Annotated in this window: 22 protein-coding genes; 13 read left to right on the forward strand and 9 right to left on the reverse strand. The window is 53.0% G+C overall.

All coding sequences use genetic code 11. The features are described 5' to 3' along the window. Nucleotides 1-53 precede the first annotated feature (53 nt). The 7 genes from ACO2Q8_RS10430 to ACO2Q8_RS10460 all read left to right on the forward strand — a co-directional run bounded on the left by ACO2Q8_RS10430 (nucleotide 54) and on the right by ACO2Q8_RS10460 (nucleotide 9,132). Nucleotides 54-1,445: an NADH-quinone oxidoreductase subunit N gene (locus ACO2Q8_RS10430; RefSeq protein WP_423344742.1), complete on the forward strand. Its 1,392-nt coding sequence runs from the start codon at nucleotides 54-56 to the stop codon at nucleotides 1,443-1,445. 164 nt (nucleotides 1,446-1,609) lie between these two features. Further along, nucleotides 1,610-2,032, forward strand: coding sequence for a GtrA family protein (locus tag ACO2Q8_RS10435; protein ID WP_423344743.1), 423 nt, complete (start codon nucleotides 1,610-1,612; stop codon nucleotides 2,030-2,032). 126 nt (nucleotides 2,033-2,158) lie between these two features. Then, entirely contained in the window at nucleotides 2,159-2,350 is a 192-nt protein-coding gene (locus tag ACO2Q8_RS10440; RefSeq protein ID WP_423344744.1) for a hypothetical protein, read from the forward strand. A gap of 67 nt (nucleotides 2,351-2,417) precedes the next feature. Beyond that, the gene (locus ACO2Q8_RS10445) at nucleotides 2,418-3,020 is read left to right on the forward strand and encodes a SprT-like domain-containing protein (protein WP_423344745.1); all 603 of its coding nucleotides are present in this window, start codon (nucleotides 2,418-2,420) and stop codon (nucleotides 3,018-3,020) included. Then, nucleotides 2,995-6,414: a type IX secretion system sortase PorU gene (gene porU / locus ACO2Q8_RS10450; protein WP_423344746.1), complete on the forward strand. Its 3,420-nt coding sequence runs from the start codon at nucleotides 2,995-2,997 to the stop codon at nucleotides 6,412-6,414. The genes ACO2Q8_RS10445 and porU overlap by 26 nt, the downstream gene beginning before the upstream one ends. A gap of 114 nt (nucleotides 6,415-6,528) precedes the next feature. Beyond that, nucleotides 6,529-7,776, forward strand: a complete 1,248-nt coding sequence (porV, locus tag ACO2Q8_RS10455) for a type IX secretion system outer membrane channel protein PorV (protein WP_423344747.1) — start codon at nucleotides 6,529-6,531, stop codon at nucleotides 7,774-7,776. Nucleotides 7,777-7,848: 72 nt separating this feature from the next. Beyond that, the gene (locus ACO2Q8_RS10460) at nucleotides 7,849-9,132 is read left to right on the forward strand and encodes a M16 family metallopeptidase (protein WP_423344748.1); all 1,284 of its coding nucleotides are present in this window, start codon (nucleotides 7,849-7,851) and stop codon (nucleotides 9,130-9,132) included. A gap of 117 nt (nucleotides 9,133-9,249) precedes the next feature. On the opposite strand, the gene ACO2Q8_RS10465 is transcribed toward ACO2Q8_RS10460, so the two are convergent. Together ACO2Q8_RS10465 and ACO2Q8_RS10470 are read right to left on the reverse strand one after the other, a co-directional pair. Then, nucleotides 9,250-10,167 carry a PfkB family carbohydrate kinase gene (locus tag ACO2Q8_RS10465; protein WP_423344749.1) on the reverse strand — a complete coding sequence of 306 codons (918 nt, stop codon included), beginning with the start codon at nucleotides 10,165-10,167 and terminating at the stop codon, nucleotides 9,250-9,252. An 87-nt stretch (nucleotides 10,168-10,254) separates the two neighbouring features. Next, nucleotides 10,255-11,439 (reverse strand): hypothetical protein, encoded by a 1,185-nt coding sequence (locus tag ACO2Q8_RS10470; RefSeq protein ID WP_423344750.1) that lies wholly within the window; start codon nucleotides 11,437-11,439, stop codon nucleotides 10,255-10,257. Nucleotides 11,440-11,612: 173 nt separating this feature from the next. Between ACO2Q8_RS10470 and cysS the strand changes: the two genes are divergently transcribed. The 3 genes from cysS to ACO2Q8_RS10485 are packed head-to-tail and all read left to right on the forward strand — an operon-like array spanning nucleotide 11,613 to nucleotide 14,552. Further along, nucleotides 11,613-13,112: a cysteine--tRNA ligase gene (cysS, locus tag ACO2Q8_RS10475; RefSeq protein ID WP_423344751.1), complete on the forward strand. Its 1,500-nt coding sequence runs from the start codon at nucleotides 11,613-11,615 to the stop codon at nucleotides 13,110-13,112. Nucleotides 13,113-13,132: 20 nt separating this feature from the next. Further along, nucleotides 13,133-14,137 (forward strand): M28 family peptidase, encoded by a 1,005-nt coding sequence (locus ACO2Q8_RS10480; protein ID WP_423344752.1) that lies wholly within the window; start codon nucleotides 13,133-13,135, stop codon nucleotides 14,135-14,137. Further along, nucleotides 14,127-14,552 (forward strand): hypothetical protein, encoded by a 426-nt coding sequence (locus ACO2Q8_RS10485; RefSeq protein ID WP_423344753.1) that lies wholly within the window; start codon nucleotides 14,127-14,129, stop codon nucleotides 14,550-14,552. Before ACO2Q8_RS10480 ends, ACO2Q8_RS10485 begins: the two co-directional genes overlap by 11 nt. Before the next feature lie 98 nt (nucleotides 14,553-14,650). Here ACO2Q8_RS10485 and nadD read toward each other — a convergent pair whose 3' ends face one another. The 6 genes from nadD to ACO2Q8_RS10515 all read right to left on the reverse strand — a co-directional run bounded on the left by nadD (nucleotide 14,651) and on the right by ACO2Q8_RS10515 (nucleotide 20,423). Beyond that, complete coding sequence (gene nadD / locus ACO2Q8_RS10490) at nucleotides 14,651-15,223, reverse strand: nicotinate (nicotinamide) nucleotide adenylyltransferase (RefSeq protein ID WP_423344754.1); 573 nt, start codon at nucleotides 15,221-15,223, stop codon at nucleotides 14,651-14,653. A 29-nt stretch (nucleotides 15,224-15,252) separates the two neighbouring features. Further along, entirely contained in the window at nucleotides 15,253-15,852 is a 600-nt protein-coding gene (gene gmk, locus ACO2Q8_RS10495; RefSeq protein WP_423344755.1) for a guanylate kinase, read from the reverse strand. 6 nt (nucleotides 15,853-15,858) lie between these two features. Next, the gene (locus ACO2Q8_RS10500; protein ID WP_423344756.1) at nucleotides 15,859-16,095 is read right to left on the reverse strand and encodes a zf-HC2 domain-containing protein; all 237 of its coding nucleotides are present in this window, start codon (nucleotides 16,093-16,095) and stop codon (nucleotides 15,859-15,861) included. Between the two features lie 153 nt (nucleotides 16,096-16,248). After that, the gene (locus ACO2Q8_RS10505) at nucleotides 16,249-16,863 is read right to left on the reverse strand and encodes a sigma-70 family RNA polymerase sigma factor (RefSeq protein ID WP_423344757.1); all 615 of its coding nucleotides are present in this window, start codon (nucleotides 16,861-16,863) and stop codon (nucleotides 16,249-16,251) included. A gap of 325 nt (nucleotides 16,864-17,188) precedes the next feature. Continuing rightward, on the reverse strand, nucleotides 17,189-18,214 hold the full coding sequence (locus ACO2Q8_RS10510; RefSeq protein ID WP_423344758.1) for a sensor histidine kinase: 1,026 nt from the start codon (nucleotides 18,212-18,214) through the stop codon (nucleotides 17,189-17,191). 730 nt (nucleotides 18,215-18,944) lie between these two features. Beyond that, nucleotides 18,945-20,423 (reverse strand): MFS transporter, encoded by a 1,479-nt coding sequence (locus ACO2Q8_RS10515; RefSeq protein ID WP_423344759.1) that lies wholly within the window; start codon nucleotides 20,421-20,423, stop codon nucleotides 18,945-18,947. A gap of 382 nt (nucleotides 20,424-20,805) precedes the next feature. Between ACO2Q8_RS10515 and ACO2Q8_RS10520 the strand changes: the two genes are divergently transcribed. Then, nucleotides 20,806-21,912, forward strand: a complete 1,107-nt coding sequence (locus ACO2Q8_RS10520) for a hybrid sensor histidine kinase/response regulator (RefSeq protein ID WP_423344760.1) — start codon at nucleotides 20,806-20,808, stop codon at nucleotides 21,910-21,912. 26 nt (nucleotides 21,913-21,938) lie between these two features. Here ACO2Q8_RS10520 and ACO2Q8_RS10525 read toward each other — a convergent pair whose 3' ends face one another. Further along, entirely contained in the window at nucleotides 21,939-22,817 is an 879-nt protein-coding gene (locus tag ACO2Q8_RS10525) for a helix-turn-helix transcriptional regulator (protein ID WP_423344761.1), read from the reverse strand. Between the two features lie 190 nt (nucleotides 22,818-23,007). Between ACO2Q8_RS10525 and ACO2Q8_RS10530 the strand changes: the two genes are divergently transcribed. Together ACO2Q8_RS10530 and ACO2Q8_RS10535 are read left to right on the forward strand one after the other, a co-directional pair. Continuing rightward, nucleotides 23,008-25,434, forward strand: a complete 2,427-nt coding sequence (locus ACO2Q8_RS10530; protein ID WP_423344762.1) for a TonB-dependent receptor — start codon at nucleotides 23,008-23,010, stop codon at nucleotides 25,432-25,434. 1 nt (nucleotide 25,435) lies between these two features. Beyond that, nucleotides 25,436-26,266: a DUF4249 domain-containing protein gene (locus ACO2Q8_RS10535; RefSeq protein WP_423344763.1), complete on the forward strand. Its 831-nt coding sequence runs from the start codon at nucleotides 25,436-25,438 to the stop codon at nucleotides 26,264-26,266. The last annotated feature ends 1 nt before the right edge of the window (nucleotide 26,267 follow it).

Consider the following 26,267-nt stretch of genomic DNA (forward strand, 5'->3'; position numbering starts at 1 on the left):
GGGACCTCTTTGCGTTAAACCTTAAACCTAAATACCTCAAACGAGAAAAAAATATGCTTTCGATTATACTCCTGTCAGTATCCGGAATCGTGCTTCTGTACCTGGGCTTTCTGAAATCCCGGGCGGTTCTGTTACCGGCAACGCTGCTGTTTATTCTGGTTGCGCTCGCAGCCGGTTTTACGGAGTGGAACAAATCATACCTCTATTTCGGCGATATGCTGCTGGTGAGCAATACCGCCATTCTGTTTACCAGCATCGTGCTGATTTCGGCCTTTATGGTTGTCTCGCTTTCCGGTGATTTTCTGGACGACGAAGCCGCCCAACCGGCTGAATATTACGGCATTCTCTTGTTTTCCATTGTCGGGGCCATCATGATGATTGCCTACGAAAACCTGATTATGCTCTTTGTCGGCGTCGAAATCTTGTCGGTGTCGATGTACATCCTGACCGGGAGCGATAAGCGGAACCTGCGCTCCAACGAAGCGGCTCTGAAATATTTTCTGATGGGCGCGTTTGCGACAGGCATCATGCTCTTCGGGATGGGCCTGCTGTACGGTGCAGCCGGGTCGTTCACCTTGACCGACATCAAAGGCTACATTGCCTTGTCGCAGGGCCGACCGTCGCTGTTGCTGTACGCGGGTGTGCTGCTGGTACTGATCGGGATGCTGTTTAAAGTTTCGGCTGCTCCCTTCCACTTCTGGACGCCCGATGTCTACGAAGGAGCACCCACCTTGTTCACGGCATTCATGTCGACGGTTGTCAAAACCGCCGGTTTTGCGGCTCTGCTGCAATTGCTCTCCGTCTCATTCAGCGCGATCTACGGTTTTTGGTGGCTGATTCTGGCAGTGATTACGGGCCTAACCCTGTTGATCGGAAACCTGACGGCGGCTTACCAGAACAGCTTCAAGCGCATGATGGCCTATTCCAGCATTTCCCACGCCGGGTATCTGCTGATCGGTCTGGCGGCTTTGGGCCAGCAATCGAAACAGGCGCTGGTGTTTTATTCGCTGGCGTACTCGGTGGCCACCATCGCGGCTTTCGGTATTCTGCTGGTCGTGGCCAAACAGCGCACGGTTGATGGTCGTCCGGATGATACCTATGCGGCTTTTAACGGTTTGGCCCGGCAAAATCCGTTGCTGGCGTTTATTCTGGCCGTTTCCATGCTGTCGCTGGCTGGTATTCCGCTGACGGCCGGTTTTTGGGGCAAGTTTATGGTCTTTTCGGCAGCCATCGATAAAGGCATGGTTTGGATTCTGGTGCTGGCCGTGCTGATGTCGGCTGTCGGGATTTACTATTACTTCCGGGTCGTTATTGCCATGTATTTCCGGGAAGGAACCGCAAACCGGATTCAGGTAGCGCCATTTTACCGGTTTGTATTGATTGCAGCCACGGTGCTCACCATTGTGCTCGGGCTGGTGCCGGGTTTGTTCGAAAAACTGGTCTAGGTTCATAAGCCGTTGGCTCATAAACCAGGGGTAGATAGAAATGTAGAAAAGCCATTTTTTACCTTTGAATAAACAGATATCATTAACCTACCCCGCACTTAGTGATTAGCGTGAACCGCAGCGAACCGAAAACGAAAGAGGTAAAAAGCTTTTTTACTTTCTTTTTGACTGCACTTTTGGGCGCAACCGTCAACTTCGTATCCCAAATCATTTACCGGAAATTCTTCAATTTCGATACCAGCGTCCTGCTGGGGTATCTGACGGCCACTGTGGTTAGTTTCCTTCCTACTAAAAATTACGCTTTTTCGGCCAAAGGTACCGGCAACACCGGCCGCGAAATGATCAAATTTCTCGTCATTGCGCTGGTGGCCTGGGGCGTTCAGGTGGGCATGGCCGTCGCTACGTTGCAGTGGGTCGCCAATCCCTATTTCCCGACAGTTTCGCTTTTCTGGCGCGAAAAATCCTCCCATGTCGTTGGGATGGGATTCAGTTTCCTTGCCAATTATTTCGGACACAAACTCCTGACCTTTCGTAGCACCGGGATGTACGATAAACTAAAAGCCCGATCGAGTCGAGGGAGTGAATAAGTCCTATCCGGAATGTAATATTTAGAAGGCTTTTCCAGAAAATTTTCGGTAAGCGATAAGATCGTATTGCATTTTTTGTTTTTATGTTAAATTTGTACCTGAAACCTAAAACGCTCCGGAATCATCATGAAAAAAGTATTCGCTCTCCTGTTCGTAGGTAGCATGATCACGTTCGCTGCCTGCCAAAGCAAACCGAAAACGGAAGAAACTACTACCACTGACAGCACCGCCGTTATGTCGACGGATAGCACGATGGCTACCGACAGTTCAACGGCTGCTCCGGCTGACAGTGCTGCTGCCGCCGACACCACGAAGTAATCAGTTCGCTGAACACTCGCGAAAAAGCCTTATCTTTATGGTAAGGCTTTTTTGTTTTTGCGTGTGAATGGAAGATCGCCGTATTTTTGAAAAGTACCTGCCGATTCATGCGGTTTCGTATTGTTACGAGTTGTGGAAAAAGCATCCGTTCACGTTTCTGGTTGCGCGTCCCCGGCGGACCAAACTCGGTGATTTCCGGGCCGAGCCGGGCAAGGGCTTTACTATCACGGTAAATAATGATCTAAATCCACATGCTTTTTTGATTACGTATCTGCACGAAGTGGCGCATTTGCTGGTGTATCAGCGCTATCGCCGGTTCGGTAAACCCCACGGCCCCATCTGGCAACGAACCTTCCGGGAGGTGATGCAGCCGGTATTGGATGAAGCGGTTTTTCCGGCAACGATATTAATGCCCCTGACTAATTACCTTCAAAATCCGGCTGCTTCTACGGGCGCGCATCCGGGCCTGACCCGCGCCCTGCGCCAGCTCGACGAGCAACCCGCCGGAAAACACCTGCTGATTGAAATGCCGGAAGGGCAGAGCTTTCGTTTTTTACAGAAAGAGTACATTCGGGGTATGAAACGGCGGACCCGCGTCGTTTGTACTGAGAGGCATACCGGCTTGAAAGTTTCGATTTGGGCGCATGTTTGGGTGGAAAAAACAGATTAAGTGTGGGCTGGCGGTTTGGCTGCTCGGCGTTGGCTGGAGTCTGAATGCCCGGGCGCAATCGTCGGTGCTCGCCGAAGGGTCATGGCTGAAGATCGGGATCACCAAAACCGGGGTGTATAAACTCGACGCGGCCTTTCTGAATAAGGCCGGGGTGCCGATGGCTGGTCTTGACCCGCGCACGATCCGGCTGTTTGGCAACGGGGGCGCTCCGCTGCCGCAAGCCAACCGAACCGCCCGTCCGCGTGACCTGACCGAGAACGCCATCTGGGTGCCCGGTGAAAGCGATGGCCGGTTCGACACGGGTGATGCGGTTTATTTTTTTGCCGAAAACCCGCACCCGATCTCCTACGATTCAACCGCCCGGCGACTGACGCACCGGATCAACCCTTACACAGACACTACGTACTATTTTCTGACCTATGGCCAGAAAACCGGCAAACGGATCACCACGCAACCAGCGGTTTCGCAGCCGGGAACGGTCATCAACCAATTCGATGATTACGCTTTCTACAAACCGGCCACCGACATGACCAACCCGGTTCGGTCGGGCCGGGAGTGGTTCGAATACCTCGGCGTTGGCACCACCAAAACCCTTTCGTTCAATCTGCCGGGACTCGTTGCCGATTCGGTTCGGATTACCTCGGAGGTTGCCGGACGCGCGCTGGTCAATACGCAGTTTCAGTTGAAATGGGGCACTCAAATAATTGGAACGCAAGACATTGAGAGCGTCACGGATTACACCTATGACCGGAAAGGCCGTCAGAGTAGCCGGACGTTTACAATCCTTCCAACTTCGCTGGCCAGCCCGGTTCAACTGGCCCTGACCTACGATCGAACGGGCCAGGGGTATCTGCAATCGCTCGGCATTCAGAGTCGGCGGGTGCTTCAGCGGTACGACGAACCGGTTCTGTTTCGGTCGCTGGCGTCGGTTCGGTATCCGGTAGTTCGCTATGTCATTCAACAGGCCAGCGCCACGATGCAGGTCTGGGATATAACCACCCGGGCCACGGTGGTTTCAATTCCAATAAGCGTCAACACCAATCAGGAAGGTAGTGCAACGACCGAGGGAAACCGGCTACGAGAGTTTGTACTGTTCACGCCGGACCAGGCAAAGGTGCCGGATGCGGTTTATCCGTTTGTTAACCAGAATCTCCACGCGAACAGCCCCCCGGATTTGCTGATTGTGACGCCACCGACCTGGCGAACCGAAGCCGACCGGCTGGCGGATTTCCGCCGTTGGCACGATGGACTTGAAGTCCTGGTCGTCAGTACACAGGAGGTCTATAACGAGTTTGCTTCCGGTCAGCCGGACCCAACGGCCATCCGGGATTTCGCCCGGTTTTTGCACGAACAGCAACCCGGCAAGCTCAAATACCTGCTGCTGTTTGGCGATGCGACGTTCGATTATAAGAATTACCTGAAATTGCTGAGTTCGGCGCAGTGGGCGGCTACGTTGCCGACCTACGAAAGCCGGGAGTCGCTGCATCCGGTGCTGAGTTACAGTTCCGACGATTACTTCGGTTTTCTGGAAGTCACGGAGGGAGAATGGATGGAAGATTTTTCGGGTGATCATACACTCGACATCGGTGTGGGTCGTCTGCCCGTCAAGTCGGTCGGGGAGGCCCGCACGCTGGTCGATAAACTGATTCGGTATGCCGAAACTGGCAAATTGCCGGGCGACTGGCAGACCAAACTGGCCTTTGTGGCCGACGATGGCGACCGAGATTTCCCGAACATCCACCAAACCGATGCCGATAACCTGGCTCAGTTGATCGCCGGATTACGACCTGCTTTCCGAACCGAAAAACTGTATCTTGATAGCTTTGCGCAGGAATCGGGCGCCGGTGGGCAGAAAGCGCCGGTTGTGAATCAGGCCATTACAAAAGCGCTAAATGACGGACGGCTGATCGTCAATTACACCGGACACGGCGGGGAGTCGGGCTGGGCCGAGGAGCAGATTGTGACCCTGCAGGACATTCTGGGCTGGCGCAACCAGCGGCTTCCGGTATTCGTGACGGCGACCTGCCAGTTTGGTCGCTACGATGATCCAGGCCTGAATTCGGGGGCCGAAGTGGCACTACTAAATCCGAAAGGCGGAGGAATCGCGCTGCTGACAACGGCCCGGCCGGTGTATGCCAGTACAAACTATTTATTGAACAACGCCTTTTACGAAGCTTTGGCGAAACAAACGGTCGAAGGAACACCCCGGCTGGGCGATCTGATCCGGATTACCAAAAATAACAGCCTGAGTGGTAGCCTGAACCGCAACTTTACCCTCCTGGGTGACCCGTCGATGAAACTGGCTTTTCCGCCTGCCCAGGCCCTATTGACCCACATAAATGGGAAAAGCATCGGAGCAAAACCGGATACCTTGCGGGCGCTGGAAACCGTGCGGCTGGAAGGGGAAGTTCGTCAGGGTGGGCAACGGTTGGCGGTTTTTAACGGACAAATTAAGGTGACGGTTTTTGATAAACCGGATACGCTGGCTACCCGGGGCACGGAGTTTAGTCCGCCGATGCGCTACACGGAATACCGCCACCCGCTCTTCACCGGATCGGTGCCGGTACAGAACGGGAAATTTGTCGTTCAGTTTGTGATGCCGAAGGATTTGACGTACCGGCCCGGCCCGGGGAAGGTCTTTTTGTATGCGGTTCAGGCAGATAGCTCAGGCGAAGCGGCCGGAAGTTACGACAAGTTATTAATCGGTAACAGCAACCCCAATCCGGTGGCGGATACCAAACCGCCGGTCATTCAACTCTATATTAATGATACCACTTTTGTAAACGGCGGAACCGTTTTGGGACCAATTACTACACTGATTGCCAAACTAAATGACGAAAATGGCATCAATATTGCCCGCTCTGGTATTGGTCACGAAATAACGATGCAATTGAACGACGGTCCGGTGGTGGTGGTGAACGAGTATTACGAAGCGGCCCTGGGGGATTACCGGAAGGGAACGGTTTACTATGTCTGGGAAAAGTTATCACCCGGTTCGTATACCGTTCGGTTCAAAGCCTGGGATGTTTACAATAATCCGGCGGAAACGACGTTGAACTTTGTAGTTTCCGAACAACCGACCCTGGTGATTCAGGCGGTTGATGTAACACCCAACCCATTTCATGAACAGGCCAGCTTCCGGGTTCAGCACAACCGCCCGGGCGACGAGTTGGAAGTCACCTTGTCAATTGTCGATTTGAGCGGACGAATGGTGAACGAGCGAACGTATTCCTGTGTCAGTTGTGATACCACCCTTTCGGAGTTAAGCTGGAATGGAACCATGGCCAGCGGAGCAGCGGTCATGCGTGGCATGTACGTATATCAGCTCTCATTACGCTCCAAATCGGATGGATCAACGGCGATGAAGGCGGGCAAGTTGCTCTACGTTAGATAGTTATAGAAATTTATTCCAAGCGGCCTTTTACATTCTCTTTTAAACATTGTACATTTGGCGTTCTCTACGGTTTTAACCCAGCGGACGCGTATTCGGGAGTTAATAAACCTTTTTATGACACGTACCTTATCGTCAATTTTTTTACTTGGTTGCCTGACACTTCCCTCGCTTTCTAATGCCCAGGTGGGCGGGTCTTTGCTGGGTCAGGACACGGTTGCTTATCGGATTCCGCAAACGGCCGTGCCGTTCCTGAACTTTACGCCCGATGCCCGTAGTGCGGCTCTGGGGGAGGCCGGTGTGGCGCTGAGTGCTGACGCTAACGCGATTTTCTGGAATCCGGCCAAGCTGGTTTTCGCCAAGAAAGATCAGGGAGTTGCTCTTTCCTATACGCCCTGGCTGCGCAGCATCGGCGTCGATGATATGTACTTTACGTATCTGTCGGGCTACAAGAAGGTGAGCAAAAACGACGTAATCGGTCTGTCGCTGTTGTATTTCGATATGGGAAATATCGATTTTACGACGGTTTTGGGCCAGCCCGCCGGTACGTTCAACTCCCGGGAGTATGCCGTGACGGCTTCGTACTCGCGCCGGTTGTTTCAAAACTTCTCGATGGGGGTTAACCTGCGGTATTTGAACTCAAACCTCTCAGGTAACTACGCTGTCAATGGCATGTCACTGAAACCGGCTTCGACGGCCGCCGTTGACATCAGTGCCTTTTACGAAAATGAGGTGCGCGACGACATTACCGGGGCAGGATTCAAATGGGCCTTCGGTGGGATTATTTCCAACATTGGTGGTAAAGTAACCTATGGCACGCCGGAACGCTCGCCGATCCCGACCAACCTGAAGCTGGGAACGGCCCTGACGCTGTATACGGATAAATTCAACAAGTTCAACTTCGCCTTCGACCTGAACAAGCTGATGGTGCCGACACCACCGGTTTACCAAACCGTCAACGGAGTTGTTCAATACCAAAACGGCAATCCGGTGATCAGCCAGGGGAAAAACCCGAACCGGCCGACCTTGAGTTCAATCTTCGGTTCGTTCTCCGATGCACCGGATGGTTTCTCGGAAGAGGTGAAGGAAATCAATATTGCTACCGGGATCGAATACTGGTACAATGAACAGTTTGCCGCCCGCTTGGGGTACTACCACGAGCCCCGTGTGAAAGGCGACCGGAAATTCTTCACAACCGGTTTGGGCATTCGGCTGCAACAGAAATACGGTATCGACTTCGCTTACCTGATTCCGGTCACGCAGGGAAGCCCGCTGGCGCAGACCTTCCGGATTTCGCTAATCATTGATCTGGACAAGAAAGCGCGTTCGGCGGAAACGGAAGAAGAGGACGGTAACCTTGAATAAACCGACATAAATCTGGTATGCATGATGGCATTTCTTCGGGAGTGCCATCATTTTTTATGAATAAACGGCACCATGGAAGTAGTCAATCGAACGGAAGTACCCGAATACAAAAAAATTGAAGAAGTAAAAATACCGGCGGTGGCCGAGACCGCGCTGGACAACGGCCAGCCGGTTTACTGGATCAACGCGGGCCAGCAACCCGTGATCCGGCTGGAAATCATCTTCGATGCCGGAGCCTGGTATGAACCGCTCACGGGAGTGTCGTCGCTGGCGATGAAAATGCTGACGGAAGGCACTCACTCGCAAACGTCGGCCCAGATCAGCGAATATTTTGATCGCTACGGCGCTTTCCTGGAGCCGCAAAGTGGTAGCAACCGCGCCAGTCTGGCCGTGTATGGGCTGACCAAGCACCTGCCCGCGCTGCTGCCCAGGATTCAGGAAATGCTGGCGGATTCGGTGATGCCCGACAAGGAACTGAATCACCAGAAAAACATTACGCTGCAAAACCTGCGGGTCAATCTCGAAAAAAACAACTTTGTCGCCGGACGGCTCATCCGGGAGAAGGTGTTCGGGAAAAACCATCCATACGGGCGAAACCAGCAGCCGGAAAGCCTGGAAGCCCTCGACCGGGCCGTTGTGGCCGATTTTTATCAGCAACGCATTCAAAACCGCCCGTTTCGGATTGTGGCTTCCGGACAAGTGACCGAAACCGAAATCATGTTATTGAACCAATACTTTGGTCAGCAAACGGCCGAACCGGCCCTGTCTGTCAACGGTGCACAAAAAACCGTATTGGGCGATCCGACGCCGGTTTTGGTAGAAAAAGAAGGCAGCTTGCAATCGTCCATTCGCCTGGGGCGGCTGCTGTTTACCCGCAGCCATCCGGATTATTTTCCGGTACTGGTGCTGAACGAGGTACTAGGCGGTTATTTCGGTTCGCGGCTGATGAAAAACATCCGGGAGGACAAAGGCTTTACGTACGGGATTTGGTCGAACCTGTCGATGTTTCCAAACGAGGGCTATTGGCTGATCGGCACGGATGTCAAACGCGAAAATACACAGGAAACGCTCGACGAAATCGGGAAGGAAATCCAGCGGCTGCGCGACGAGCCCGTTCCCGCCGACGAACTGGAAACCGTCCGGAATTACATGGCAGGTTCGTACGTCGGCTCCCTCAACACACCGTTTGAACTAGCCGACCGCTACAAAACCGTCCTGTTCGATGGTCTTCCCGCCGATCATCTCAGCACGTATATTGAACGCCTGCGCGCTGTCACGGCGGAGCAGGTGCAGGAAATGGCCCGCCGGTATTTGCCGGACAGTTCGCTGATTGAAGTCGTGGTAGGCGGCAAATAGTCTGAACCTGGATTACACGGATTAAAGGATTAAGAGGATATAAAAAGATTGCGGTAGCCATCTTAGTGAATCTTTCAATCCGTGTAATCCCAGTTCAAGACTACTTCTAATCCGGGTTCAGACAATCTCAAACGCCGACAGCTTCACAAACTTGGCCACGCGCTCGTTGATTTCATCGGTGCTGAGGTTGAACAACCGTTCGGCCCCGAATTTCTCGACGCAGAACGACGCCATCGCCGAACCGTAGATGAGGCCGCGCTTCATGTTGTTGAACGATACATCGCCGGTGCTGGCCAGGTAACCGATAAAACCGCCCGCGAAGGTGTCGCCCGCGCCCGTGGGATCAAACACATCTTCCAGCGGCAGGGCCGGAGCGAAGAAGATGCTGGGACCATGAAACAGCAGCGCGCCGTGTTCGCCTTTTTTGATGATGACGGTTTCGGGTCCCATCGCCTGAATGGCCGCTGCGGCTTTTACCAGCGAATACTGCCCCGATAACTGCCGGGCTTCTTCGTCGTTCACCGTAATCACATCGACCATCGTCAGGACTTCGCGCAGATCGTCCAGGGCAATGTCGATCCAGAGGTTCATGGTATCGAGCATGATCAGCTTCGGGCGGACGGCCATGCGCTCAATCACCTTTTTCTGAATCGCCGGGCTGGTGTTGCCGAGCATTAGAAACTCGCTGTGGCGGTGCGCTTCGGGGATGACGGGGTCAAAGTGTTCCATGACGTTCAATTGCACTTCCACGGTATCGCGTGTGTTCATGTCGTTATGGTATTTGCCCGACCAAAAAAACGTTTTTTCGCCGTTCCGGATTTCCAGACCCTGGGTGTCGACACCGTGCTCGTGGAAGATATCGATCATCGACTGTGGAAAGTCGTCGCCAACAACTGCCACCAGATTATTCGGTTTTGTGAAGTACGAAGCCGATAAGGTAATGTATGTAGCGGAACCGCCAATAATCTTATCCGTCTTGCCAAACGGGGTTTCCAGGGCGTCGAAGGCGACGGAACCAACGGTTAATAAACTCATGCTAATGGAAGAAAAGCAGTGTAAATGAACAGATTAAACGGAATGCGTAAACTAAAGGCCCAAAAATCCGTAAAAAATGTAGATATATCAAATTAGCGGGTGCCGCTTGAATGCGCGGGTGCGGTCGAACAGGTACCGATACGTGATGTGCTGTTTATGCGCCACCCCGCCCAGCATCTTGGCAAACCGGATCATTTTGGGGTTAAAATCGCCGACCCAGTTCAATTCCAGTTCCTCATATTGATACCCCGGTCGCCAGGCTACCCGCGTAAACGCCAGGGCAATCGCCGATTCAACGCCCCGGCCCTGGTATTCGGGAATGATGCCGAAGATGACACCAAACGCTTTCTTGTTGGTCTTCATCAGTTTATGATACAGGAACTTCAGTTTCCCGATGACGTCCAGCTTCCCGTTGACGTATTTGAAAATCTGGTTCAATTCGGGCAACATGATGAAGAAGGCAATCGGCTCCTCTTTGTGGTACCCAAACCACATCAGTTCTTCATCCAGAATCGGTTTCATGCGGAGCATCAGGGCACTGGCCTGGGCCGGCGACATTTCGCCGACGCTCAGGTGCCGGGCCCAGGCTTTGTTGTAGATGTAGCGGAAGTCTTCCGTGTACTTTTCGTGTTCCGCTTTGGTGATGTGCCGAAAATCATACGTTGGGTCATTCAGCGTCCGGATAGACCGCTCGAAAACCGACGGGTGCAGAAGCTGGCGAACCTTGTCTTCCCGCATCGGTAGGAGGAACGTTAACTGCCGGAAATAGTCCTGAAAACCGTAATTTTCGAAAAAGGGCACATAATAGGGCTGGGTGTAAGGCATGCCATAGGTTGGCTCTTTGTCGAAACCGTCGACCAGCAGGCCCCACCAGCGGTCACGTTCGCCGAAGTTAATCGGTCCGTCCATGGCTTCCATGCCTTTGCTTTGCAGCCACGCTTTGGCCGCATCGAAGAGCCGGAATGCCGTCGGCTGATCGTCGATGCACTCGAAAAAGCCCAGACCGCCCGTGGGCTGGTCGTTGTTGCGGTTGGCGGTCTGGTGGTTGACAAAAGCCGCAATCCGGCCAATGGGTTGTTTCTGGTCATCCAGCAGGAGCCAGCGGATACACTCGCCGTGTTGGAAAAACTTGTTTTTGGCGGGGTTGAAAACATCTTCGATATCGGTATCGAGCGGACGAATCCAGTACGGATTGCCGCGGTACAATCGAACCGGCAACTGTAAAAAGGCTTTTTGATAAGCGGGATTCTGCCCGACTTCAACCAACTGCATGCGTTTGACGATAGCTATAATGAACGGTTTTGCCCCACCAAACCGGCTCGGCAACCGGCGCGAAGATAGGAAAACTAGCGCACTTGCCGCTGATCATACTATGCTGACTTCCCGCGAACATTGTGTAGATTTGCAACTGCAACTACCGCGTTGACGGATCGATTGATTGAAGGATGACTACACCGACACAACCGCTTAAGTTATACAATACGCTTACTCGCCGGAAAGACCTGTTTGTCCCTATCGCTTCCCCTTATGTCGGGCTTTACGTCTGCGGCCCCACGGTCTATAATTACGTTCACCTGGGAAACATCCGTACGTTTCTGACGTTCGATACGCTGTTCCGGTACTTAACCCACATTGGCTACAAGGTACGTTATGTGCGGAATATCACGGATGTGGGCCACCTGGTGGGCGATGGCGACGATGGCGAAGATAAAATCGGGCGGATTGCCAAGCTCGAGAAAATCGAGCCGATGGAAGTGGTGCAGCGGTATACCAACGATTTCCATTCCGTGACGGAAATGTTCAATATTCTGTCGCCGAGCATCGAACCCACGGCGACGGGCCACATGGTCGAGCAGATTGAGGCCGTCCGGCTGCTGATCGACAAGGGGCTGGCCTACGAATCGAATGGGTCGGTGTATTTCGATATTTTGAAATACAACCAGGAAGGCGGTCATTACGGCAAGTTGTCGGGACGTGTGCTGGACGATTTGCTGAATGAAACCCGCGACCTGGACGGGCAGTCGGAAAAGCGGAATCCGCTGGATTTTGCGCTCTGGAAAAAAGCCGCCCCCGAGCACCTCATGCGCTGGCCCTCGCCCTGGAGCAACGGTTTTCCGGGCTGGCATCTGGAGTGTACCTGCATGAGTACCAAATACCTCGGCAAGCAGTTCGACATTCACGGCGGAGGGATGGACTTGAAATTTCCGCACCACGAATGCGAAGTCGCTCAGGGAAAAAGCATTTACGGCGAAGAACCGGCGCGGTATTGGATGCACTCGAACATGCTGACGGTTAATGGGCAGAAGATGTCGAAATCGCTCGGGAACTCGTTTCTGCCGTCCGAACTCGTAACCGGTTCGCACTACCTGCTCGAACAGCCGTACAGCCCGATGACGGTGCGGTTTTTCATGCTGCAATCGCACTACCGCAGTACGCTTGACTTTTCGAACGAAGCGCTCAAAGCCGCTCAGAAAGGCTACAAACGACTCGCCAACGGGCTGCGGATTGCCAAAACTCTGGCGTATTCGGCCGATGATGCGGTTTTTGCCGACGAGAAAAAACAGCAGGAAATCCGGAAAGCCATCGACGATTTTTATGCCGCCCTGAACGACGATTTGAACACGGCGGTCGGCATTGCGCAGTTGTTTACGTTGCTGAAATACGTGAACATGCTCTATCTGAATCAGCTTCAGCCAGCAGCTCTGGGCGAGGAAATCTTCCAGGCATTAAAAACGTCGTTTATCGAGTTCATGGAAAATGTGTTGGGACTTCGGGAGGAAAAAAACGAAGGCAACGCGGTGCTGGCTGGCATGCTACACCTCTACCGGGAATACAAAGAGCAGAAACAATACGATAAGGTCGATCAGGTCCGTTCCTATTTTAAGGCGCAGGGGCTGGTGATCAAGGATATGAAGCACCGGATCGACTGGGCTTACGAAGAGTAGTTTAATCGTACCGAGAAAACATGCGCCTGAACCGCAAATTCATTCTTTTTTGGCTGGCGGCCGTCGTGACGGTCAGCGCCTGCAAAAGCAAAAAACAGGATCAGCAGGAGGATAAGGCTACCGAAGTAAAAACCGTAACGGCTCCGGCTTTCAGCGGAGACTCGGCCTACGCCTATGTTGCGAAACAAGTTGCGTTCGGACCCCGGGTGCCGAATACCGATGCTCACCGGCGGTGTGGCGACTATTTGATTGCCACGCTCAAATCGTTAGGATGTGAAGTAACGGTGCAGGAATTTACGGCGACAACCTACGACAACCTCAAGCTGAACGCCCGGAACATCATCGGTAGCATCAATCCGCAGGCTTCCAAACGCATCCTGCTGGCGTCACACTGGGATTCGCGCCCGTTTGCCGATCAGGATAGCACCGCAATGGCCAAAACCAAACCCGTGATGGGGGCCAACGACGGAGCCAGTGGCGTCGGTGTCTTGCTCGAAATGGCACGGACCATTCAGCAAGCCGGTGTAAAACCGGATGTGGGTATCGACTTTATTTTCTTCGACGCCGAGGACTGGGGCAATTCGGAGGTAGCCCGCGACGAGTATGGCGGTTTTTGCCTGGGATCGCAACATTGGGCGGCCAATAAGCATAAACCGGGTTACACGGCCTATTACGGCGTGCTGCTGGACATGGTAGGAGCGAAAGGGGCGACCTTTCTGAAAGAAGGCAACTCGATGCAATATGCACCGACCATCGTGAACAAAGTCTGGGAAACCGCCAGCCAATTGGGGTACAACCAGTATTTTGTCGATACCGGGCAGTCAGGCCCGGCTATTACCGACGACCACCTGCCCGTCAACCGCGTAGCTAAAATCCCGATGATCGACATTATTCACCTCAATGTTTCGTCGGGCAGTTTCTTCGAAGACTGGCACACCACCGGCGACAGGCTGGACAACATCGACCCGAATACGCTCAAAGCCGTCGGCCAGGTGTTGCTGCAAACCTTGTATAATGAAGAATGAACAAGTAATCGCTAACCGGGCACATCGTTATTTATTCTTTTCATTATTCATTATTCATTATTCATTATTCATTCAAAGCTGCTCGGCACCGCCGGATCGACTGGGATCGCTCGATCTGGTGAAATGGCGGGAAGACCGGGGTGGCTGCCGGGGCGTCCGGGCTTCACTAGTAGAGGATTTTAAGACCATCCGCCAGGAGTTGAAAGGAAAGTCGGCGAATGAAGCGGGGATGATCTTAGGTCGGCCCGATAGTGAGCAACTCGCCGACCGAAATCAGAAATACTACATTTATTTCCTCGAAAACGGCCCGCACTGCCAGGACCCTAAAGCAAAAACCGGTAGCCGGTCGGTCGCCTTACGAATCAGCGCCATTGGGCTGGTAACGGAGATTACGTTTCAGCGTGGACGACCCTAACGTACCCACGACCGGGCCGCGCAGGCTTGAGTCCGTGTGAGTTAGTGTTGTCATCTAGATTGGACAAACTCAAAAACACGGACTAAAGTCCGTGGGTACTAAATATAAAACCTCTTCCGCTCGATAATCTCTTCCACCACCTCCGGCACCAGATACCGGATCGAGCGGTTTTTCTTGATGGACTCCCGGATAAACGTCGCGGAAATATCCAGCAACGGAGCTTCAATGAATTTTACATTCGGGTGATGTTCCAACGGGCTGGGCGCGCTGTTGGGCCGTGGATACACGTAAAGACCGTAGAACTCCAGAATTTTTTCGTGGTTCTTCCAGTTAGGAAACTGCGCCAGATTATCCCCGCCGATGATAAGTTTGAACTGATGCTGCGGGTATTTTTCCTGAAGCCGGGCGAGCGTATCGATGGTATAACTGGGGCGCGGCATCGAAAACTCGATGTCGGTGGCTTTCAGCCGGGCATTATCGGCAATGGCCCGCTCCACCAGGTCGATGCGGTCGAACTCGTGCAGCAGGCTTTTGTTTTTTTTGAAGGGATTTTGGGGCGATACCACAAACCAGACCTGCTCCAGATCGGTCGTCGTTGCCATCGTGTTGGCAATGATCAGGTGGCCGATGTGCACCGGGTTGAACGACCCAAAAAACAAGCCGATTTTCATAGGCAGGAATACAAACCAATCGGTTAGTATTATACGACCGTAGCTTTCGCCGGAATGATGTCGTGTTGCAGGAAGTCGTTGACGAGCTTCTGTGCTTTTTCCAGGGCTTCATCCAGGTCGTCGTTGACCAGAATCACATCGAATTCGTCCTGAAAGCTCATTTCGAAGTGGACCTTAAACAACCGTTTCGACAAACTGTCTTCGGTTTCGGTGCCCCGGGCCAGCAGGCGTTGCCGCAGGGTTTCCTCATCGGGCACCTTCACAAAAATCGCCAGGGCTTTATCGCCGTAGTATTTTTTCAGTTTCAGACCGCCCTGCACATCTACATCGAACAAAACGTGTTTTCCGCTGTCCCAAACGCGCTGGATCTCGGATTTCAGCGTTCCATAGAACGCGCCGACATACACTTCTTCCCACTCGACGAATTCGTCGTTATCGATTTTTTCCTTAAATTCTTCGGGAGTCAGAAAGTAGTAGTCTTTTCCGTTTTGTTCAGAGCGGCCCCGACGGTCGCGGGTACAGGCGGAGATTGAAAAACCAAGGTTCGAATGAGCGGCTAACAAGTGCCTGACAATGGTGGTTTTACCTGAACCGGAGGGGGCCGAAAAAATAATCAGTTTGCCTTCCAAAACCGCTTATTTAGTTATTTCTGCCTGAATAGCGGCTGCTATTTTTTCAGGGCAGCATTTCTTCTCAACTTTACCCTGCAAAGCTTCCTTGATACATTTTTCAAGGTGATACATATCGATGCAGGGTTTGCAGATGTCGATATGCTGCTTAAAATGCTCCTTTTCCTCTTCGGTAGCTCCTCCGTCCAGAATAGCCTGAATACGCTTCAGGCAATCGGCCTGGTGTTCGCAGGTTTCTTTCATGGGAGCGGTCGTCGCCTGCCTACCCTCCATACCAACCGAAGTTGATGAATGCAATGTGCCTGACATTGGAAAAATTTAATTTATTCCAGAAAAAATTATACCCTGATCGATTGCTTGCCCTGATAACCAAGTATCTATTCTAAAAAGTTTCAATTACTCCTCATTTTTATTGTAACCCATCGAAGCTGCGTATTCTTTCAGCTTATCTTTCAAAAGATTCCGGGCTCGGTGCAACCGTGAGCGGACCGTTCCGATCGGAATATCCAGAATTTTAGCCATTTCCTCGTACGTGAATCCTTCGATGTCACAGAGGATAATGACCGTCCGGAAATCAACCGGCAACGAGTTCAACGCCGAAGCCACTTCGTCGCCGATCATGTCCTGCACCGTTTCGAACCGCAGGTCCGTCGTGTGCTCGGTTTCGGCCGCTTCGTCAGAATTGTAGGTTGTTTCTACATCCTGATAATCGACTTTCGCCGGTTCTTTACTTTTTTTCCGATAATCGTTGATGAAGCTGTTCTTCAGAATGCGGAACAACCACGCTTTAGCGTTAGTTCCCTGCTCAAACGAGGAGATGAAGCGAAATGCTTTTAGATAGGTATCCTGCACCAGATCGTTCGCGTCATCTTCGTCCATCGTCAGGCGGAAGGCAAAGTTGTACATCGAGTCGATGTGGGGCATGAACTCTCGGTTGAAGACCTGGTACTTCTGTTCGTCGGTATACCCTTGGAGTTGCGTATCTGACATAATTTCGGGCATCGTCGTCATAAAATTACGAATGAAATTGAAATGGCATCCTTTTTTTTCCTGGAATCAATACGTACGGATGCAGAACGAGTAGGGATCTTTCATAAAGTCAGTAGTTTAGGAAGGTGTAAAGACTATTTTACGGATAATAAAAATTTCAACGTCAATGTTTTAACATTCCTGCAAAAATCAATCCTAATCACCCCGGGCCTTCAGAATTGCAAGGAACAGGACAATTTGGCAGGATACAAGCCGGGGGTGATGGATGGTTGGTAAAAGGGGATGGATGGAAGGAAATAAAGAGTGAGCTGCCAGGACCGAACCTCAAAAAAGTACCGAGAAAATCTCAGGCTTTTTGTTTGATCAGCGGAAGCGTGACCCAGAATTTTCCGCCGGTTTCCCGAATGCTCGGAACGGGCTGGTTCAGCATCCGGTATTTGCTTAAAATATTGTTGATGCCAACGCCGTTGGACAACACCCGGCTGCGCTTGCGTTGCAGGTTGTTGACCACCTGAACGTGGCCATCTTCGGTGGTCGTAATTTCGATGGTCAGCGGCTGATCGGGCAGCACCATATTGTGCTTGACGGCATTTTCAACCAGCAGTTGGAGGGTGAGCGGAGGCAACTGATCGTTTTCGTACTGCTCGTCTACCCGCAGCCGCAGTTCGAGCCCTTCGCCGTGGCGGGTTTTCAGCAGATGGAAATACGAGCGGATAAAATCGAGTTCGGTTGTCAAGGCAATCAGATCCTGTTCGTTGGAACGAAGCAGATAGCGATAGACACTGCTCAGCTCTTCCAAAAACCGGCTGGCCTGCGCCGGATTTTCTTCAATGAGTGCCCCCAGTGAATTCAGGCTGTTAAACAAAAAATGCGGGTTGACCTGCTGTTTGAGGGCTTCCAACTGGCTTTGCAGATTCGCAATTTTGAGCTGCTCTTTTTCTTTTTCCGACTGACGCAGCAGAAACGAAATCCGGAAGGCTTCGTAAACGCCCAGGATGGCCAGTGTAATCGAAAAGGCACTCGAGAGGATGCTGTCGGCGGAGCGGGTTGGAAACGACGGGCGACCAGTAAGCAACAGCGAAGATCCTATGTTCACAATGACAATGAGTACCGTTGTCACCAGAAAGCCAGCAGGCAGCGTCCACAGGATTCGCCGGAGGGTTTGGGAACGTTGCGGATACCGCTTCAGAAAAAATCCGATTAACAGCCGGTTGCTTTCCCAGATCAGGATGACGAAGAAAACCGCTATTCCAATTTTAAGGTATCTTTCCTGCGTGATCGGGGGACGCAAATAACCACTGGAACTGATGCTCAGCACCGCCAGCAGACTAATACCGATAAGACGGATCCAACGATTCGTGAGGTGCTGCACCAGGAAGTTTCATTTTAAACCAGGCGATTAAAACTAAGAAAATAAAGGAAGACAAGAAAATGGCACAACAGAACTGCGTTCGGCCGTGGATGTTATAACTGGTTTTCTACGAATGATTAGTCTTTTATTTCAATATACAAAGTCTCAAATGAGATTTGAATAATGATTATTGTCAGGTTTTTTCGAACAACCAATGTCTGGTAATGACAAATGTTACTTTTTATAGACTTTCGGTAACATTGGCATTACAATTGTGTAAAAAACACACATATACGTAGAACAGAGAAAATATGAACAGCCCGGTTCCCTGAACCGGGTTTGTTTTTAGTTACGTGGCCTTACAAAAAATCAGGAAAACAAATCTTGGGCTCCTGCATCTCCGGTATTATTCTTATATTCGTTCTAAGAAAATACCAACATGCTTCAATTTAATGTCTATTACCCCAATCTCGATTATATAGTGTATTCGGAACTTGAATCGGGCTATATTTTTAACCCTGTGGCCGCGCTCCTTTTGACAGGACGGCGAAAAGACGTGACGTTTCTGTATTTTTACAATTAAAACAACGCCCGGCGGAATACCCGCCGGGCGTGTCTGTTTTCTTAACCGTAATGAAGTTGTCTACGAAAACCTTTAAACGCGCTCAAAGGTAACTATTTTACGGATATTGTGATACAAGTATGTGGTATTTATATAAATATATTTTATTTGTATTATAGCGGATCATGATCAATGAACAGTATTGATGACCGGCGTATCTGGCTGCTTTGGCTGCGGTTCAACAATTGCAGGGGTAATGTTTGGCCGTGTAAAGGAGATAAGAGCTCCGGTCAGTACCAGACCGGCCATGGTTAAGTAAGCATAGTGCATGCCGCGTAGTTGCGCAGTAGCTGATTCGGGCGATACCCCCACTAACAGCGCATAGCGATTCCGGCTGCTGTACCAGACGGCAGCCGCCAGGGCAATCCCAACGACAAAACCCAGGTTCCGCATAAAGGCAATCATGCTGCTGGCGGTGCCGCGCTGCTCTACCGGGGCTGCATTCAGGGCCGTGCTGCTGTTGGGCGATTGGAACAACCCAAATCCCATGCTGATCAGTGCGCTTCGCCAGACCACATCCTGCCAATCCCAACCGGTGTCTAGAAAGGAGAACGCAAAATATCCACAGGCCGTAATTAGTAAACCAACCGACGACAACCAGCGGGTCGGAATGCGGCTGGAGAGATAACCGCCCAGCGGAGCCACCAGGCTGAGCGTCAGCGGCCCGGCTAGGAGTACCAACCCGGCCCTTTCAGGGCTGAGCGCCAGCAATTGTTGCAGAAAGAATGGAATCACAAACAGATTTCCACCCGAAGCCACAAAACCGCAAAAAGCCGCCAAGATGGCCGCTGTGTACGGCCGAACCCGGAACAGACTCAATTGCAACATGGGCTCGCGGACGCGGCTTTCCCAAAGCAAAAACAACAGTAATAGCACCGCGCCGGTGACTAGTAAGCTGACTACGAGCGGATCATTCCAGCCATACTGCGGTTCAGGCCCAAAATCTAGGCCGGTGAGTAAGGTCGTGACGCCAACCAGAAATAAACCCGCTCCAACCAAGTCAAACCGCTGGCCGGGCGTTTTGGGACTGTCGGGCAAAATGGTCCAGGCTCGCCAGATGGCAAGCAGGCCAATCGGGACATTCACGAAGAAAATACTTGACCAGCCGAACTTGCCCAGCAGAAAACCGCCTATCACCGGCCCGGCGCTGGAACCGGCGGCTACGATCGAGCCCATAAGCCCCATCGCCTGCCCGCGTTCGTGGGGCGCAAACGTATCGCCGATAATGGCCGGACCGACAGCATAGATCATCGAAGCGCCTAACCCCTGAACGACCCGAAAACCGACCAGCGACCACAAATCCCAGGCTAGCCCGCAAAGCAGTGAACCCAGCACAAAAACGCCAAAACCGGTGATATAAAGCTGCCGCCGACCGACCCAGTCGGAGAGTTTTCCCATGATGAGCAGGGTGCTCGTGGTGGTTAGCAAGTAACACAGCACGATCCACTCGACACTGTCGCCCGCGCCCAGTTCGCGCCGGATGGTGGGCAGCGCAATGTTCACGATGCTGCTGTCGAGCGTCGACATGAAGGTACCGAACATAAGCGTGCCCAGAATGATCCATTTCCGGGAAGAAGTTGATGAAGAGGTTGAAGCAGATGAAGACACAGGCCGCACAGTTAATCTGGCAGAATAACCGGGGAAGACAAAGGGTTGTTCAACACCGGTTAGCAACCGAACGACCGGTCGGGCATTGGTTATCGGTAAGTTTGCCTGCATCGGATGTTGCCTGTCAGATGTTCGCCGGTACAGCCAGGCCAGTTTTGATAAATTTAACCAGACGCGCTGATGGTGGTATTAAATTGATTTACAATGAGTAAAAACATGATTATTGTCAGGATTTAGCTTGTGCTGAGTCATAGGTTTGGCGGTAGATTGTCACTCATTTTGCGTATATGCTACACGTTATATAGCTTCCCTTCGATGGTGGAAGGATCGATTGACGGTGTATCCCGCGTAAGAGAAATTGCTACTACTCACGATCAGTCAGATGCCAGCACAAATTCTAGTTATCGAAGATGAAGTACAAATCCGGGAGAATGTGGCCGAATGGCTGCGTCTGAACGGGTTTGAGGTTGAAACCGCAGCCGACGGTATGAAAGGGGTCACTCGGGCCGTACAGGTTCCGCCTGACCTGATTTTGTGCGACATCATGATGCCGGGAATGAACGGCCATCAGGTGCTCGAAACCATTCGGGGCAATCAGGCACTGGCTGCTATTCCATTCCTCTTCCTGACGGGCAAAACCGACCCGGTTGATCAGCGGTATGGCATGACACTGGGTGCCGACGATTACCTGACCAAACCGTTTACGAGCGAAAATCTGCTGCTGGCGATCGAGAGCCGATTGCAACGCGAAGCCCTGCGCAAAGCCAGCCTGCGGGCGCAGTTGACCGAGCAACACCTGAAAGTCATCCAGTCGACCGGGCATGAGTACAACACGCCCCTTAACGGCATTCTGGGATTTGCTAATCTGCTGGCCGATCATTATGACGAGTTCGACCGGGCCGATAAGGTGTCGATGCTGGACATGATCCGGGTTTGCGGATTGCGCCTGAAACGCTCGCTCGACAACGTCCGGCTGATGGACACCTTGCAGGTAATGACGCCTTCGCACGAAGCGTACCCGGCTTTTACAACAGGAAAAACCCACATCGACGCTGACTTCATGGAACAGCTTGTCCGAACCGTCGAACGGCGGCAAGATGAACAGATTCGCCGAAGTATTGACGTCCAACCGGCTCAACTCGGCATTGGCGAGGAAAATTTTCAGACGATTGTGGATGAATTGCTCGACAATGCCGCCAAGTTTTCGAATCCCGCCAGCCTGATCGCCGTAACCGGTTTGACGCTGGGATCAATGTACCGGCTTTCCATTTCGAATGAAGGACGGTTTTTCAAACCCGAAGACATCAGCCAGATGGCTCCGTACCGGCAATTTGGCCGGAAGCAGTATGAACAACAAGGTTTTGGGCTGGGGCTGAGTATTGTACAAAAACTCGTTGAACTGAACAAGGGCACGCTGACCATCGAAAGTCAGGACAACCGTTGGACGACGGTATCGGTTCAGTTGCCGATTGTGCCGGTCAATGTCTGAAAACCGGCTGTGGCCCTCCAGTTGCGTTAAACAACCGGTATCCAGACATCGATTTGCCCGGGTCTGGCCGGGTTGATAAGCAGCAGCGTCGAATGATCCCGAACCTGAAAAAGCCCTTCCCGAACCGACTCCTGAATAACGGAATACGTCAACACGCTGCCCGCCGGTAGCGTACCTTCAAAACAAGCGGTCAGGTAGTTGCCACTCTCCAACCGACATTGCAAAAATCCCGTTTGTTTCAGCAAGGTACTTTGCGCGGCCGTTTGAGCCAGAAAACCGGCCCGAATCAGTGTATTGACCGGGCGGGTCGCACAGCCGATGGCCGATGTGCTGAAGACCAGCGGCAAACCCAACAGCCCCTGAAGCTCGAACAACCGACGCAGCCGCTGGGCAAACGGCTCGGTTCCTTCGGCAGGAAGAGCGCCCAGATACTGAAAAAAATACGTCATTTCCGGAAAGAACCGAATCCCATACTGATCATCGAGCATCCGCTGTTTCCAGCTTTGGCGGTACGTGGTCAGGAGTGGACCCTGATCGTGGTGAATGAAACTATCCGGCACCACCAGCTCGCTTTGCGCCCGGATTTTGGAAGGCGATTGATTGAAATACTGCGAAAAAGCCCGGCTAAACGAATGCTTGGAGCCAAAGCCGGTCAGGTCGCCGATATCACCCACCGTATACCCGGAGTGCTTCAGGTAGCCAAAAGCGTGTTCCAGGCGCATCCGTTTGATGAGTTGCCCCAGGTTTTCGCCCGCCGTTTCTCCGAACAGATGGTGCAGGTAAAAGTAGGATACGCCCACTTCATCGCTGATATCCCGAATCGTAAAGGGCTCCTCCAGATGCGTTTCGACGTAATGGAGCACCTGATAAGCCAGATTGCGATGGGCGGAAGGACGGAATAACATAATAGCAAAATTTGACAACCCGAAACCGGACCATTCCCGCGAATTTTGCCCGGCAGTTAAAACCGGCTATGAAGTTACATCTTCGTCCAAATCCCTGATGGCTAATTACATCTGCGGCAGAATAAGCTGACAGACAGTGGGTTTTCTCGGGCCGGTCAACCTCGAAGTGTTTATTTAATGTGCTATTACCTTGAAAAATGTTTGTTTACTTCTTCTGATTCCCTTATGGTTCGGGGCCGGTCAGCCGGTCGGGGCACAACCCCAACCCGGCCTGAGCGGCTACGTGCGGGATGCAGCCAACGGCGAAGGCTTGATCGGTGCTTCGGTGCAGGTCAAAAACCGGTCGCTGGGCGTGGTGACCAACGCATACGGTTTTTTTTCGCTGGCGTCACCCGCCCGGACGGACACGCTTCTGATTCAGTACGTCGGTTTTCGGCCGCAGGAAATCCCCGTGACGTCGGTGACGGACCACGAGCCGCTGCAAATCCGGTTGCAGGCCGACAGCCGTCAACTGGCCGAGGTGAGTGTCAAAGCGGGTCAGGCTTCCCAAAGCGTTCATAACCTGGAAATGGGGACAACGTCGTTGTCGATGGTCAGCCTGAAAGCCATGCCCACGCTGCTGGGCGAGGTCGATGTGGTGCGGAGCATCCAGTTGTTGCCCGGCGTTACGTCCGTCGGCGAAGGTGCTACCGGTTTCAACGTCCGGGGTGGGGGCGTCGATCAGAACCTGATTTTGCTTGACGAAGCGCCGGTTTATAACTCCTCCCACCTGATGGGCTTCTTTTCGGTTTTCAATCCCGATGCCGTCAAGGATGTTAAGCTCGTGAAGGGCGGTATTCCGGCGCAGTATGGCGGGCGGCTTTCGTCCGTGCTGGATGTGCGCATGAAAGAAGGCAATACCGAGCGGTTTGAAGCCTCCGGGGGCATTGGCACCGTGGCCAGCCGGTTGACGCTGGAAGGCCCGCTCGGGAAGCGAGAAGACGAAGGTGCCCGGGGTTCTTTTCTGGTGGCGGGCCGCCGTTCGTATTCCGACCTGATTCTGGGGCTTTCGGGCGACGAGCAGCTTCAGAAAAACAGCGTTTACTTTTACGACCTGAGCGCTAAACTCAATTACCGTCTGAGTAGCAAAGACCGGATTTATGGCTCGCTGTACGCCAGCAACGATGTGTTCCGGGTCGATTTTGAAGGGAAAAAAATAGACATGGCCTGGAAAAACCAGACGGGAACGCTTCGCTGGAACCACCTCTTTTCCAACCGGCTTTTTGCCAACTTCACGGGCGTTTACAGTGCCTACTCCTATCAGTTGGGCATTCCGCAGGAAGCGCAGGGCGATATTTCGCTGGATTTGCCGCAGGGGATTCGGGGAGCCGCCTGGACGTCGGGCATCAAAACCTATACCCTGAAAGCCGATTTCACGCTGTACGCCAATCCGCGCAATACTCTGACGTTTGGCGGGAATTTCCTGCGCTACCGGTTCGACCCCGGGGCGGTTTCGCCCACCAACCCGTCGTCGCCGGTGGAGGGGGTGGCGCTTCCGGCCAAACACAGCCGCGAATACGCCCTGTACCTCGATAACGAACAAACGATCGGTACCCGCTGGGGGCTGCAATACGGCATCCGGCTGTCGGCCTTCGATTACCTGGGCCCGCAGCAGGTTCATGAATACGTCGATACGGACGAAGGGCCGAAAATCCCAGTCGATACGCGGCAGTTTGGCAAAGGCGACGTCATCCGATCGTACTACAACCCGGAGCCGCGTCTGTCGGTTCGGTATACGATCAACCCCGAAAGCTCCGTCAAACTGAGCTACAACCGGATGGCGCAGTACATCCACCTGATTTCGAACACCACGGCCGCTTCGCCCCTCGACAACTGGACACCTTCGACGAACAACATCAAACCCGAACTCGCCGACCAGGTGGCAACCGGGTATTTTCGAACGCTCCAAAACCGGTGGGAACTGTCGGCCGAGGTCTATTACAAAAAATGGCAGAACGCCATCGATTACCGAAACGGCGCCGAAACCCGGCTGAACCCTGATCTGGAAGCCGACTTGTTGTATGGGAAAGGTCGTTCGTACGGGCTCGAAGGCTACCTCCGGAAGCAGCAGGGCCGACTGACGGGCTGGCTGAGCTACACCCTGTCGCGCAGTGAACAACAAATCAGCGGCATCAGCAACAACCAGTGGTACGCGGCCCGGTTCGACCGGCGGCACGTGGGCTCGCTCGTCGGTACCTACGCCCTGACCGACCGCTGGAACCTGTCGGCCAATTTTACGTACAGCACCGGCGTACCGACCACCGCGCCCAATGCCCGGTATGAAGTCGATGGTGGCACGATTGTGGTCCCGATTAATACCGGCAACGTTCGGAACAATTTCCGCTTACCGGCCTACCACCGGCTGGATCTCTCGGCCTCCTGGCGCAGTCGGCCCCGTTCCGACCGTCGGTGGCGCAGCGAATGGGTGTTTGCGGTGTACAACGTGTATGCCCGCCGGAACCCCTTTTCCATCTATTTCGAGCAAAGCGACGGCCGGAATACCCGGCAGACCAATGCCGTTCGGCTGGCGGTGTTGGGAACACTTTTGCCTTCGGTTACCTATAATTTCCGCTTCTGACATGAAAGTTATCCGCCAATCGCTCGGTTTTGTTAGTCTGCTTCTGATCGGGTTGACCGGTTGCGAAGACGTTATCTCGTTGCAGGTGCCCGACAGCGACCCTCAATTGGTGGTCGATGGCTGGATCACCGATCAGCCGGGGCCGTATACCGTCCGCCTTTCCACCACGGCGCCTTATTTTGCCAACCAGCCGACGCCCCGGGTGGCGGGTGCCGCCGTCGTGCTGGCCGACGACCAGGGTCACCGCGACACGCTCACCGAAACCCAGCCCGGTTTGTACCAGACCCGAACGCTGCGGGGGCGCGTGGGGGGCGTGTATACCCTGACGGTCCGAGCCAACGGGGAAACCTTCACCGCCCAGACCCGGATTCACCGGGTGCCGGAAATCGATTCCATCGGGACGGTTTACCGGGACGAAACCGACGACCGCGATGCCGGTTTTTTCCTGACCTATTATGGCCGCGAACCGGCAGGCCAGACCGACAATTACCGCATCAAGGTCTTTCGCAACGATACGCTGCTGAATAATCCGGAACTGGACCTGTTTTTCTTCAACGACGAATTTCTGGACGGAAAGTACCTCGACGGACTGGAGCTGAGCGCCGGACCGTTTCAGAAAGGCGACCGCGCCCGGGTGGAAATTCATTCGCTGACGACGGAAAACTACCGGTTTTTGACCGAGCTGCAACGGCAGATGCGCAATGACGGCTTGTTTGCCACCCCAACCGCCAACGTCTCGACCAATATCGTCAACACACGGGCAGACGGAAAACCGGCGACGGGCTGGTTTGGCGGCTCGGCGGTGCAGAGCAAAACGATTCCGATTCGGTAGC

Source organism: Larkinella sp. VNQ87, from assembly GCF_049445795.1.
In the GTDB taxonomy this organism is placed as follows: domain Bacteria; phylum Bacteroidota; class Bacteroidia; order Cytophagales; family Spirosomataceae; genus Larkinella.

Excerpts from the sequence above, each read along its gene's own strand:
- ACO2Q8_RS10525 (WP_423344761.1), bottom strand. The coding sequence starts at position 22,817 with ATGTTATTCCGTCCTTCCGCCCATCGCAATCTGGCTTATCAGGTGCTC.
- ACO2Q8_RS10480 (WP_423344752.1), top strand. The coding sequence starts at position 13,133 with ATGCGCCTGAACCGCAAATTCATTCTTTTTTGGCTGGCGGCCGTCGTG.
- ACO2Q8_RS10460 (WP_423344748.1), top strand. The coding sequence starts at position 7,849 with ATGGAAGTAGTCAATCGAACGGAAGTACCCGAATACAAAAAAATTGAA.
- ACO2Q8_RS10485 (WP_423344753.1), top strand. The coding sequence starts at position 14,127 with ATGAAGAATGAACAAGTAATCGCTAACCGGGCACATCGTTATTTATTC.
- ACO2Q8_RS10470 (WP_423344750.1), bottom strand. The coding sequence starts at position 11,439 with ATGCAGTTGGTTGAAGTCGGGCAGAATCCCGCTTATCAAAAAGCCTTT.
- ACO2Q8_RS10430 (WP_423344742.1), top strand. The coding sequence starts at position 54 with ATGCTTTCGATTATACTCCTGTCAGTATCCGGAATCGTGCTTCTGTAC.
- cysS (WP_423344751.1), top strand. The coding sequence starts at position 11,613 with ATGACTACACCGACACAACCGCTTAAGTTATACAATACGCTTACTCGC.
- ACO2Q8_RS10535 (WP_423344763.1), top strand. The coding sequence starts at position 25,436 with ATGAAAGTTATCCGCCAATCGCTCGGTTTTGTTAGTCTGCTTCTGATC.
- ACO2Q8_RS10445 (WP_423344745.1), top strand. The coding sequence starts at position 2,418 with ATGGAAGATCGCCGTATTTTTGAAAAGTACCTGCCGATTCATGCGGTT.
- ACO2Q8_RS10520 (WP_423344760.1), top strand. The coding sequence starts at position 20,806 with ATGCCAGCACAAATTCTAGTTATCGAAGATGAAGTACAAATCCGGGAG.
- porV (WP_423344747.1), top strand. The coding sequence starts at position 6,529 with ATGACACGTACCTTATCGTCAATTTTTTTACTTGGTTGCCTGACACTT.
- porU (WP_423344746.1), top strand. The coding sequence starts at position 2,995 with ATGTTTGGGTGGAAAAAACAGATTAAGTGTGGGCTGGCGGTTTGGCTG.
- ACO2Q8_RS10465 (WP_423344749.1), bottom strand. The coding sequence starts at position 10,167 with ATGAGTTTATTAACCGTTGGTTCCGTCGCCTTCGACGCCCTGGAAACC.
- ACO2Q8_RS10500 (WP_423344756.1), bottom strand. The coding sequence starts at position 16,095 with ATGAAAGAAACCTGCGAACACCAGGCCGATTGCCTGAAGCGTATTCAG.
- ACO2Q8_RS10440 (WP_423344744.1), top strand. The coding sequence starts at position 2,159 with ATGAAAAAAGTATTCGCTCTCCTGTTCGTAGGTAGCATGATCACGTTC.
- nadD (WP_423344754.1), bottom strand. The coding sequence starts at position 15,223 with ATGAAAATCGGCTTGTTTTTTGGGTCGTTCAACCCGGTGCACATCGGC.
- ACO2Q8_RS10505 (WP_423344757.1), bottom strand. The coding sequence starts at position 16,863 with ATGACGACGATGCCCGAAATTATGTCAGATACGCAACTCCAAGGGTAT.